Below are 12149 nucleotides of genomic sequence, written 5' to 3'. Positions count from 1 at the left end.
CACTCAGGACGAGTGCAGGGAGGACGGGTGCAGGGACGACGGGTGGTGGGCCTCCGGGCCGGCTTCACCGCCGATGGCGGCCGCGAGGCGCTCGCGGGCACGGGAGAGGTGCTCATCGAGCAGCTGGGCGGCCCCGGGGCCGTCACCCTCGGCGATGAGCTCCAGGATGCGCTGGTGTTCGGCCTGGATCAGCGCCGTGTCGAGCAGATTGAGGGACTGCACCCGGACCATGCACAGACGTACCTCACTGACCAGCGAACGGTACATCTTGCTGAGTCGCTCGTTGCCGACCGCGTCGATCAGACTGGTGTGGAAGCGCATATCGGGCTCCACCACGTCGAGCGCGGAGCCGCCGGCCACGGCCGCGATGTCACGGTTCGCCTGCACGGCCCCCTCCGGGACGGTGCGAGTCACGGCCAGGCGGCGCAGCACCTCGCTCTCGAGGTAGGCGCGGGCCCGGTAGATGTCGCGCACAGAGTCCGGGCCGAGCTCGGCGACACGGGCACTCTTGTGCGCCCCGCGCACGAGCAGCCCCTCGGACACCAGCTTCTCGATCGCCGCCTTCGCCGTGGGGCGGGCTACGTCGTAGCTCGCGGCCATCTCGGTCTCGGTCAGGGCCAGATCGGAGGTTAATTCACCCTCGAGGATCCGGGTTCTCAGATCGTTTGAAATGGCATCCACGATCGACGTTGCCGTTACGCGCGCTGCCACGGGAGCCTGCCTTTCCTAAACGAGTGTTCTCATCTTGACAGACAAAATCACAAATATTGTTGACTTACTTGCATACTTGCTAGACAATCGTGGAGGTGTCACGACGGCGTGACCATGACCTCAGTGTGGAGACCCCATCTTTCAACAGATACTCGATCCGATTCTTGGATCCCTCGTCCTGTCGGCCATTTGTGCCGCTTTGCCACTCATTCTCCTCTTCGTCCCACTCGGCGTGTTCCGGGTCAAGGCGCACAAGGCGGCCCTCGCCAGTCTGCTCCTCTCCGTCGTGCTCGCCGTTGTCGGTTGGCAGATGCCCGTCGGCCAGGCGCTGAGCGCAACGGCGGCCGGCATTTTCTACGGCCTCTTCCCGATCCTCTGGATCCTGGTCAACGCGTTGTGGATCTACAAGCTCACCGTGGCCACCCCCTGGTTCGAGGTGCTGGGCCGCACCATCCGTTCCATTTCCAACGACCTGCGTATTCTCGCCATCCTGATCGCGTTCTGCTTCGGCGCGCTGCTCGAGTCGCTCGCCGGATTCGGCGCCCCGGTCGCCATCTCCGCCGCCATGCTGATGGCCGCGGGAATGAAGCCGCTCAAGTCCGCCATGGTCTCGCTGCTGGCCAACACGGCTCCGGTGGCCTTCGGCGCCATGGCCGCCCCGATCATCGCCCTCAACGGCGTGACCGGCCTGCCGATCCAGGACCTCGCCTCCATGGCCGGTCGCCAGACGCCGTTCATCGCCGTGATCGTGCCGCTGATCCTCGTCTTCATCGTCGACGGCAAGCGCGGCATCAAGCAGACCTGGCCGGTGGCCGTGGTCGCCGGTCTCGTCTTCGGGCTGGCCCAGTTCGTCACGGCCAACTACTTCGCCGTCGAACTGACGGATGTCGTGGCCGCCGTCGCCACCGTTGCTGCCGTCCTGATCATGCTGCGCTTCTGGCAGCCGTCCGAATCCATGGGCCTGAACGACGACGTCGAACTGTCCGGTGCCGAGAACCTGGTGAGCACGACCGTGGGTGCCGCGGTTCCCGAATCCGCCATGCGCAGCACCCCCACCACCGCGCTCAAGTCGGCCCGACGCTCCGCCGACAGCCCCGACTTGACCGACAACACCCGCCCGGAGCCCCGCCAGGTCTGGAAGGCCGTCGCCCCATACCTGATCATCATGGGCATCTTCTCGATCGCGCAGATCCCGGCCGTCAAGGCCTGGCTCGGCGTCGTGGGCAGCGTCACCTTCCCCTGGCCCGGACTGGACGTGGTCGACGCGGCCGGCAACCCAGTCCCGGCGACCACCTTCAAGCTCGACCACATCAAGGCCACCGGCACCCTGCTGCTCTTCTCCGGCTTGATCACCATGGCCCTCTACAAGGTCTCGTTCCGCCAGGGCCTCAAGATCTACGGTGACACCCTCGTGCAGCTGCGCTGGACCATCGTCACCGTCACCGCCGTGCTGGCCCTCTCGTTCGTCATGAACCTGTCTGGCCAGACCGCCTCCCTCGGCGCCTGGCTCGCCACCGCGGGTGTGTTCTTTGCCGTGATCTCCCCTCTAATCGGCTGGATCGGCGTGGCCCTGACGGGTTCCGACACCTCGTCCAACGCACTCTTCGGACAGTTGCAGGTCACCGCCGCCAACGCGACCGGCCTGTCGCCGGTGCTGATGGCCGCCGCCAACTCGTCGGCCGGAGTGCTCGGCAAGATGCTCTCGCTGCAGAACCTGGCTGTGGCCGCCGCCGCGGTCGGATTGGTGGGAGCGGAGAGCCTGCTCTTCCGCAAGCTGGTCGGCTGGAGCCTCGGGCTCCTCGTGCTGATCACCCTCCTGATCGTGCTGCAGTCCACCCCGGTCCTCGGCTGGATGGTGCCGTAATGGCCCGCCGCGGCACGGTGGACACCCCCTCGGCGACCCTCTCGGGTCCCGAATCGGTACCTGCATCCGCCGGGATGCTGGGTGCCCTCCGCGCCGCGGTGTCCGACCCGGCCCAGGTCAAGACCCGGGCCATCGACCTGCACGCCAACGCCCACGACGCCTCGCACTTCCTGCTCGTCCCCCAGGCCCTGGTCGTGGCCGGAAACGCCGACGAGGTCGGCAAGCTGCTGCGCGCCAGCCGGGCTCAGGGCGTTCCGCTCACGTTCCGCTCCGGCGGCACCAGCCTGAGCGGCCAGGCACTCACCGACGGCGTGCTGGTCGACGTGCGGCGCAACTTCAAGCAGATCGAGGTGCTCGAGGGCGGCGCCCGGGTGCGGGTTCAGCCCGGCGTCACCGTGCGCGCACTGAATGCCCGCCTGGCGAAGTACGGCCGCAAGTTCGGCCCGGACCCGGCGAGCGAATCCGCCTGCACCATCGGTGGAGTCGTGGCCAACAACTCCTCCGGGATGGCCTGCGGCACCGTCGACAACGCCTACCAGACCCTGGAATCGGTCACGGTGGTGCTGCCCAGCGGCACCGTCGTCGACACCGGGGCGACGGATGCCGACGCCCGCCTCCGCACCCTCGAACCCGAGCTGCACGAGGGTCTGCTACGCCTCGCCAAGCGGGTTCAGCGGAACCCCTCCTCCGTGGCCACCATCCGGCACCAGTTCTCGATGAAGAACACCATGGGTTACGGCCTGAACTCCCTACTGGACTTCGACCGACCCGTGGACATCCTGGCGCACTTGATCGTGGGCAGCGAGGGCACCCTCGGCTTCGTCGCGGAGGCGGTCTTTCGCACCGTGCCCCGACCGACCCACACCGTCACCGGCCTGCTGGTCTTCCCCGACCTGGAGACCGCCAACGCGGCCCTGCCTGCCCTGGTGGGAACCGGGGCGGCCACCCTCGAGCTGATGGACGCCCTGTCGCTCAAGGTGGGTCAGGGCCTGGACAACGTTCCCCCGGTCGTGCGCGACCTCGCGGTGCGGGACCACGCGGCACTCCTGATGGAGTACCAGACCGACAACCCCGAGCGACTACAGGAGCTGCAACACGCGGGCCTGGGCATCCTGCCGGGGCTCGGGCTCAGCGCCCCGGTCGAGTTCAGCGCGGACTCCGCGACCCGGGCCCAGCTGTGGCACCTGCGGAAGGGGCTCTACGCATCCGTCGCCGGCGCCCGCCCGCAGGGCACCACGGCCCTGCTCGAGGATGTCGTCGTGCCGGTGGCCGCGCTGGGTCGCACCTGCGTGGAGCTGATCCGCCTGTTCGACAAGTACAGCTACCGCAACAGCGTGATCTTCGGTCACGCCAAGGACGGCAACATCCACTTCATGCTCACCGACGGTTTCACCGGCAAGACCGAGCTGGAGCGCTACAGCGCCTTCACCGAGGACATGGTGGACCTGGTGCTCGGTGAGGGCGGCTCGCTGAAGGCCGAGCACGGCACCGGGCGGGTGATGGCACCGTATGTGCGGCGCCAGTACGGCGACGAGCTCTACGACGTCATGCGGCAGCTCAAGGTGCTCTTCGACCCCGCCGGGATGCTCAACCCCGGCGTGCTGATGAACGACGACCCGGAGGTGCACCTGCGCGACATCAAGCTGGTGCCGCCGGTGGCGGAGGTCGTCGACAGCTGCGTCTCGTGCGGCTACTGCGAGCCCGTCTGCCCCAGCCGGGACCTGACCCTGACACCTCGCCAGCGGATCGTCACCCTGCGCGCAATCGAACAGGCCCGCCGGGGCGGCAACCTGGCCCTGGCAACGGAATTGGAGAAGGACTACGTCTACGACGGCGTGGAGACCTGCGCGGTCGACGGCATGTGCCAGACCGCGTGCCCGGTCAACATCAACACCGGCACCATGATGAAGCAGATCCGGCGCGGTGAGGCCGGACCGCTGATCAACGGCGTCTGGAACACCGCGGCCAAGAATTGGGGTGCGGTCACCCGCGGCGCCGGACTGGCTCTGACCGTGGTGCGCAAGATCCCGACCCCGGTGCTGATGGTGCCCAACAAGCTCGGCCGGGCCGTTCTCGGCACCGACACCCTGCCGCTCTATTCGAGTGAGCTGCCCGGCGGCGGCGGCGGACGCTCCCGCCCGACGCCGGCCCTGGCGCCGGAAGCCGTTTACTTCCCGGCCTGCGTGCAGACCATGTTCGGTCCGGCGACCGCCGGCACGCCGGGGGTGCAGGTCAGCTTCGAGCAGCTCTGCGACCGGGCCGGCATCACCCTGGTGGTGCCGGAGGGCATCGACGGGCTCTGCTGCGGCACGCCGTGGTCGTCGAAGGGTCTGAAGACCGGCGAGGCGACCATGCGGGCCAAGACCCTCGCGGCGCTGCGCACGGCGACCCGGAATGGGGAGCTCGCGATCATCTGCGACGCCTCCTCCTGCACCGAGGGCCTGCGCACGACGATCGAGGGTGACCACGACGAGCCGCGCCTGCGGGTGGTGGACGCCGTGCAGTTCGCCGCCGAACGCATCCTGCCGTCACTGCCCGAGTACCAGAAGATCGACAAGCTCGCGCTGCACCCCACGTGCTCGTCCACCCGGATGGGCATCAACGACTCCCTGCAGACCCTTGCGGGCGGCGTCGCCGAGACGGTGCAGGTGCCGGACAACTGGGGCTGCTGCGGCTTTGCCGGGGACCGCGGCATGCTGCATCCCGAGCTGACCGAATCGGCCACCCGGGCGCAGGCAGCCGACGTCGCGACGATGGACGCCACGGCGTTCGTGTCGTGCAACCGCACCTGCGAGCTCGGGCTGACCCGGGCCACGGGCAAGGAGTACCGCCACGTACTCGAGCTGCTGGAAGAGGTGACCCGGCCCGACACCGACGATCCGGATGCCACCGCTCCCCGTCTGGCAGAGTCGGGCGCCGTCTAGCCCCAGGTGAGCCGCACCCTCCGGAAGCAGGCGAAGGTAGAACCTGCGCCTGCTTGCGTCGGGTGCGCCGCGACCCGGGCCGCGCCGAGAGGCGCGAGCCGGGGCGGCGGGCTACTCGGGGGCGCCGAAGACGGCCACAGAGTGCGGCGCGAGGAGCACGGCGGTCGGGGTACGGCCCTGGACCGCGTCACCGGTGGCGGCGAAGGATGCCAGCAGCGCCGGGGCATCCGTCGGCACCTCACGGGGCTCCGTGCCCAGGTTGACCAGGATCTCGGTGTCGCCGCGGCGAAGCCTCAACCACCGCTCGTTCTCGTCGACGTCGACCGCGACCCGGCCGAAGCGCGGGTCGGTGATATCCGGACAGGACCGGCGCAGCCGGCCCAGGGCCTGGTAGAAACCGAGCAGGCGCGCGTGGGCGGGTTCGGACAGCTCGTCCCAGTCCAGCACCGACCGCTCGAACGTGGCCGGGTCCTGCGGGTCGGGCACTAGGGCCGGGTCCCAGCCCATGCGCGCGAACTCGCCGATCCGGCCGGTGCGCACGGCCTCGCCGAGTTCGGGTTCCGGATGCGACGTGAAGAACTGCCAGGGCGTGCTCGCTCCCCACTCCTCGCCCATGAACAGCATGGGCGTGAACGGTCCGAGCAGGGTCAGCGTGGCTGCGATCGCCAGCTGCCCGGTGTCGAGGGTCGCGCTGAGGCGGTCGCCCGTGGCCCGGTTGCCGATCTGGTCGTGGTTCTGGTTGGCGACGACGAGGCGCCAGGCCGGCATCCGCGCCGTGTCGATCGGGCGCCCGTGGGTGCGCCCGCGGAAGCTGGAGAACGTGCCGTCGTGGAAGAACCCATGGGTGAGTACCTTCGCGAGGGCGCCGAGCAGCTCGAAGTCGGCGTAGTAGCCGGTGGTCTCGCCGGTCACCGCCACGTGCACGGCGTGGTGGAAGTCGTCGCTCCACTGGCCGGTGAGCCCGTAGCCGCCGGTGTCCCGCGGCGTGATCAGCCGGGGGTCGTTGAGGTCGGACTCGGCGATCAGGCTGAGCGGACGCCCGGTGGTGGCGATCAGCACATCGACCTCGGTGGCGAGCTCCTCGAGCAGGTGCAGCGCGTGATCGTCCCGCAGGGCGTGCACCGCATCCAGGCGGAGCCCGTCGACGTGGTAGTCGCCCAGCCACATCAGGGCGTTGTCGATGATGTAGCGGCGCACCGGGTCGGAGTCGGGGCCGTCGAGGTTGAGCGAGGAACCCCAGCCGGTGTCGCCTGCCTCGTTCAGATAGGGGCCGAACTGCGGCAGGTAGTTGCCGCTCGGGCCGAGGTGGTTGTAGACCACGTCCTGGATGACGCCGATGCCGGCCTGGTGGCAGGCGTCCACGAACCGCTGGTAGGCGGCCGGTCCGCCGTAGCCCTCGTGCACGGCGTACCAGAGCACGCCGTCGTAGCCCCAGTTGTGGGTGCCGTTGAAGGCGTTGACCGGGAGCAGCTCCACGAAGTCGACACCGATCGAGGCCAGGTGCGCCAGCCGGCCCGCCGCGGCGTCGAGGGTGCCCTCCGAGGTGAAGGTGCCCAGGTGCAGCTCGTAGATGGTGCTGCCGGCCAGCTGGCGGCCGGTCCAGTCGCCGTCCTGCCAGACGTGAGCGCCGGGATCGAACGTGCGGCTCTTCGCGTGCACGCCATTCGGCTGGTGCCGGGAGCAGGGGTCAGGGAAGGGTCCCTGGCCGTCGATCAGGAACCCGTAGTCGACGCCGCGCGCGGCCGGCTCGGCCGGCGGGCGGGGTGCGTGCCACCATCCGTCGCCCCGCGCGGTCATCGCCAGCGTCTGGTCGGCGAGTTCGACCGCCACGGCCGAGGCGTGGGGAGCCCAAACTTCGAATTCAGTGGGCATGGTCGGCGCTTTCCAGGTCGTTCGTGCGGGCGGGCTCGGCGCTGTCCTGGCCGTCGGCGGTGTCGGCGCTGTCCTGGCCGTCGGCGGGCACCAGCAGGGCCACCGGGTATCGTCGCAGCAGGGCGGCCACGCTGACGGTTCCGCCGGGGTGGCGTTCACCGGTCAGCAAGTCGACGACCGGGCGGCCGGACAGGACCACGGTCGTGTCGTCCCAGCCGCCCCCGGCCGCGAGCCCGAGCGGCAGCCGGGTGGCGACGGTGACCGCGCCGCCGCGGTCGAAGGCGATCACGTGGGCGGCGGCGGTGCCGAACGCGGCGACCGGGCTGTGCCGGAAGAAACGTTCGGGATGGTCGCGGCGCAGCCGGAGGGCACGCGTGGTGACCAGCAGTTTCGCGGCGCCGGTCTCGTCGACGGGCGGCAACCAGCCGTCGTTCACCCGGGTCAGGTAGCCGCGCCGCAGGTCGTAGTCGACCGGGCGGCGGTTGTCGGGGTCGACGAGGGACGTGTCCCACAGCTCGGTGCCCTGATATACGTCGGGCACGCCCGGGGCCGTCAGCTGAACGAGCTTGTTGGAGAGAGCGTTGCTCCAGCCGGCGGCGCGCACCCGGTCGACGAACGCGGAAAGCGTCTGCGTGACCGCGGGGTCGTCGAAGGAGGCGGTCACGAGGCCCCGCATCGCCGCCTCGAACTCCGCGTTCCGGCTGGTCCAGGTGGTCGAGGTTCCGGCCTCCCGTGCCGCCTTCTCCGCGTAGGCGATGAGGCGTTCCGGTGTGGCCGGCCAGGATCCGACGATGGCCTGCCAGAGCAGGTTCTCGAAGGGGGCGTCACCGAGGGGGGCGGCCGCGCGCAGGGTGCGCAGGGTGTTCTCCCATTCCACGGGAATCTCGGCCAGGACCGAGATGCGGGCGCGGACATCCTCGCTGCGTTTGGTGTCGTGGGTGGAGAGGGTCGTCATCGAGGCCGGGAATGTGGCCAGGCGGATCTGCTGGCGCCGGTGGAACTCGTCCGCATCGACCGCGAACTCCCCCGGGTCGGCGCCGACCTCGTTGAGCGAGGTGAGCCGGCTGAAGCGGTAGTAGGCGGTGTCTTCGACGCCCTTGGCCATCACCATGCCCGAGGTCTGCTGGAAGCGCACGGCCAGCGGATGCCCGGGGTCGCCAAGAAGCGGAAGGAGACCCGAGATCGCGCTCACGAGGTCGGGCCGGTGGCGGGCAGCTTCGGCGGCGGCGTGGCTCAGCTCGTCGATGCCCACCGGGAGATAGGAGCGGTAGACCGGGAAGCAGGCCAGGAGCTCGGCCAAGGCGTCGACGGTGGCAGGATCGACGGCCGCGGTGGTGGCGGGCACGAGTCGGGCCAGCCGTACGACCTCCGCCTGGAGGGTGTGGTCGGCGATGACGCGCTTCCGTGCGTGCACCAGGTCGGCCCAGTTCGCCGGCGGCGCATCACCGGTCGGCGCGGCGGCCTCGGCCTGAAGCCGGGCCTCGAGCGCGTCGAGCGCGCGCTGTCCGGCCGGGTCGACGAGCAGCCGGTCGAAGTCGGCGAGGGCGTCGTAGCCGGTCGTGCCGGCGGTGGCCCAACCGGTCGGCAGCTGCTCGTCACCCTCGAGGATCTTCTCGACGAGCACGTAGGCCCCGTCGGTGGCATCCCGCAACCGGTCGAGGTAGCCGCCCGGATCGGCGAGGCCGTCGGGGTGGTCGACCCGCAGCCCCTGAACGAGGCCGTCCTGCACCCAGCGCACGATCTCCCGATGGGATTCGTCGAAGACCCACGGCACCTCCACCCTGAGCCCGGCCAGGGTGTTCACGGAGAAGAAGCGCCGGTAGTTCAGCTGCGCGTCCGCGCGGCGCCAGTTGACGAGTTCGTAGTGCTGGCGGGAGTGCACAGCCCTGCCGTCCGCGCCGTCATCGGCGGTGCCGGGAGCCAGCGGGAACCGGTTGTCGTAGTAGTGCAGCTCGTCGCCGACCACCTCGAGGCGGTCGAGCTCGCTCCGGCCGTCCGCGTCGTCGCCGAGCACGGGCAGCAGGATCCGGTCGCCGTTCGCGGCCCAGTCCACGTCGAAGGCCTCCACGTAGCGCGACGCGGGGCCGTTTTGGAGCAGGTTCCACCACCAGTGGTTCCGGTGCGGGGTCGCGACGCCCATGTGATTGGGCACGATGTCCACCAGGATGCCGCGCCCGGCATCCGTCGCGGCCGCCGCCAGTCGGGTGAGCGCCTCGGCACCGCCACGAACCGGGTCGATCCGGGAGTGGTCGACCACGTCGTAGCCGTGGTCGGAGCCCTCCTCCGCGGCGAGGAGCGGGGACAGGTAGAGCCAGTCCGCGCCCAGCTCGTTCACATAGTCGAGCACTCCCTCGGCGGCGGCCAGGTCGAAGGCGGCCGTGATCTGAAGGCGATAGGTGCTGAGCGGAATCCTCACGGCTGGACCAGGTGCGCCGGGTCGACCACGGAGATGGACCCCGTCATCAGTCCGGATAGGGAAGCCGCGACGGAGTGGTCCGGCGCGGTTTCCGGGGAATGGTACGCCCGCAGCACCACGAGCGACCGCGACGTGACCGTGTGCAACGACCCGGCGGGCCGCGGAATCGCGTCGGCGCCCTCCCCAGCCGTGTCGACGACGATCTCCCACGCCGGGGCGTATTCGGCCGAGGGCAGGGTGAACTCGACATCCTCGGCGTCCGCGTTGAAGCAGACCAGGAAGTTGACGTCGGTCACCGGCTGACCGCGCGCGTCGCGCTCACGGATGCCGTCGCCGCTGAGGAACATGGCGACCGTGCGGGTGAGGTGCTCGTCCCAGTCCTGGGACTGCATCTCCTTCCCGTCGGGGGTCAGCCAGACGAGATCGCTCATCGGGTCGCCCACGGTGCGGTGGCCGGGGTGGCCGTTGAAGAAGCTGCTGCGGCGGAAGGTCGGGTGTTCACGGCGCAACCGGGATACGGCGGCCGTGAACTCGATCAGCGGGTTGTCCGCGTCCGACCAGTGGATCCAGCTCAGGTCGTTGTCCTGGGCATAGGTGTTGTTGTTGCCCTTCTGCGTGCGGCCGAGCTCGTCACCGTGGAGGATCATCGGCACGCCCTGCGACAGGAGCAGGGTGGCCACGTAGTTGCGCTGCTGGCGGGCCCGCAGTTCCAGGACCTCCGGGTCATCCGTCGGCCCCTCGACCCCGGAGTTCCAGGACCGGTTGTGCGATTCGCCGTCCTGGCCGTTCTCACCGTTGGCGTCGTTGTGCTTCTCGTTGTAGGAGACCAGGTCGGAGAGGGTGAACCCGTCGTGCGCGGTGACGAAGTTGATCGACGCGACCGGGCGGCGGCCGGAGTGCTCGTAGAGGTCCGCGGAGCCGGTGATGCGCGAGGCGAACTCGCCCAGCGTCGACGGTTCTCCGCGCCAGAAGTCACGCACGGTGTCGCGGTACTTCCCGTTCCATTCCGTCCACTGGGCCGGGAAGTTGCCGACCTGGTAACCGCCGGGGCCGACGTCCCACGGCTCGGCGATGAGCTTCACCTGGGAGACCACCGGGTCCTGCTGCACGAGTTCGAAAAAGGTGGAGAGCTTGTCGACGTCGTAGAGGTCGCGGGCCAGGGCCGAGGCCAGGTCGAATCGGAAACCGTCCACGTGCATTTCGAGAACCCAGTAGCGCAGCGAGTCCATGATCAGCTGCAGCGAGTGCGGGTGGCGCACGTTCAGGGTGTTGCCGGTGCCCGTGTAGTCCATGTAGTAGCGCTTGTCGTCGTCCATAAGGCGGTAGTACGCCTCATTGTCGATGCCCTTGAACGAGATCGTCGGACCGAGGTGGTTACCCTCCGCGGTGTGGTTGTAGACCACGTCGAGGATGACCTCGATGCCCGCGTCGTGCAGAGAACGCACCATCCCCTTGAATTCCTGCACCTGGTTGCCCAGGTCGCCGGTCGAGGAATACGCGTTGTGCGGGGCGAAGAACCCGATGGTGTTGTAGCCCCAGTAGTTGTTCAGGCCCTTTTCCTCGAGGGTGCCGTCGTTGACGAACTGGTGCACCGGCATCAGTTCGATCGCGGTCACGCCGAGTTTCTGCAGGTGGTCGATGACCGACGGATGCGCCACGCCGGCATACGTGCCGCGCTGGCCCTCCGGCACCGCGTCCTGCAGCTTGGTGAGGCCCTTTACGTGGGCCTCGTAGATCAGGGAGGCGCTGTAGGGCGTGCGCAGGGGTCGGTCGCCCACCCAGTCGAAGAACGGGTTGACGACGACGCCGAGCATCATGTGCGGGGCGGAGTCCTCGTCGTTGCGCGAATCCGGGTCGCCGAAGTTGTAGGAGAACAGGGACTGGTCCCAGTCGATGGTGCCGCAGGTGGCCTTGGCATAGGGGTCGAGCAGGAGCTTGTTGGGGTTAGCCCTGCTGCCCGCGGCGGGGTTGTAGTCGCCGTGCACGCGATAGCCGTAGCGCTGTCCCGGCTGGATCAGCGGCAGGTAGCAGTGCCAGATGAACGCGCTGGACTCGACCACTTCGATGCGGGTCTCAACGCCCTGTTCGTCGAAGAGGCAAAGTTCAACGCGGTGGGCGGCTTCGCTGAACAGGGCAAAGTTCGTGCCGCTGCCGTCATACGTTGCGCCGAGCGGGTACGCAGTACCGGGCCAGGTTTCCAAAGAGTGCTCCTCGTGCTGTGGGTCTGGTCTTGTCGGCACACCGACCGCGCCGGTATGCCCACAAGTACGCTACAGTCTGCCGGGCCCCCCTGACGCCCGATCGGGTGTCACGGGCGCCCGATCGGGGTATCGTGCCGCGGTGAATGCGGTCGTGATCTTCG

General features: G+C 69.1%; 6 protein-coding genes. 2 read left to right on the top strand and 4 right to left on the bottom strand.

Annotated elements, in window-relative coordinates; all coding sequences use genetic code 11:
- Positions 1-3: 3 nt before the first annotated feature.
- On the bottom strand, positions 4-711 hold the full coding sequence (locus tag E3O67_RS06405; RefSeq protein WP_134430500.1) for a GntR family transcriptional regulator: 708 nt from the start codon (positions 709-711) through the stop codon (positions 4-6).
- A 136-nt stretch (positions 712-847) separates the two neighbouring features.
- Between E3O67_RS06405 and E3O67_RS06400 the strand changes: the two genes are divergently transcribed.
- A complete protein-coding gene (locus tag E3O67_RS06400; protein ID WP_135102274.1) occupies positions 848-2575 on the top strand; it encodes an L-lactate permease in 1728 nt (575 codons plus the stop codon).
- 74 nt (positions 2576-2649) lie between these two features.
- Positions 2650-5499 (top strand): FAD-binding and (Fe-S)-binding domain-containing protein, encoded by a 2850-nt coding sequence (locus tag E3O67_RS06395; protein WP_135102287.1) that lies wholly within the window; start codon positions 2650-2652, stop codon positions 5497-5499.
- Positions 5500-5610: 111 nt separating this feature from the next.
- Here the strand turns inward: E3O67_RS06395 and treZ are convergent, their stop codons facing one another.
- From treZ to glgX, 3 genes are read right to left on the bottom strand one after another with little or no spacing between them, the layout of a single operon-like run.
- Positions 5611-7371: a malto-oligosyltrehalose trehalohydrolase gene (gene treZ / locus E3O67_RS06390; protein WP_135102273.1), complete on the bottom strand. Its 1761-nt coding sequence runs from the start codon at positions 7369-7371 to the stop codon at positions 5611-5613.
- On the bottom strand, positions 7361-9787 hold the full coding sequence (gene treY, locus E3O67_RS06385) for a malto-oligosyltrehalose synthase (protein ID WP_134430509.1): 2427 nt from the start codon (positions 9785-9787) through the stop codon (positions 7361-7363). The genes treZ and treY overlap by 11 nt, the downstream gene beginning before the upstream one ends.
- Positions 9784-11988, bottom strand: coding sequence for a glycogen debranching protein GlgX (gene glgX / locus E3O67_RS06380; protein WP_134430512.1), 2205 nt, complete (start codon positions 11986-11988; stop codon positions 9784-9786). Before glgX ends, treY begins: the two co-directional genes overlap by 4 nt.
- Between the last annotated feature and the right edge of the window lie 161 nt (positions 11989-12149).

The sequence above is a fragment of the Cryobacterium sp. TMT3-29-2 genome (genome assembly GCF_004564305.1).
In the GTDB taxonomy this organism is placed as follows: Bacteria; Actinomycetota; Actinomycetes; order Actinomycetales; family Microbacteriaceae; genus Cryobacterium; species Cryobacterium sinapicolor.
This window is presented reverse-complemented; position numbering and strand designations above follow the sequence as displayed.

Coding starts and splice junctions, on each gene's coding strand:
- E3O67_RS06395 (WP_135102287.1), top strand. CDS start 2,650: ATGCTGGGTGCCCTCCGCGCCGCGGTGTCCGACCCGGCCCAGGTCAAG.
- treZ (WP_135102273.1), bottom strand. CDS start 7,371: ATGCCCACTGAATTCGAAGTTTGGGCTCCCCACGCCTCGGCCGTGGCG.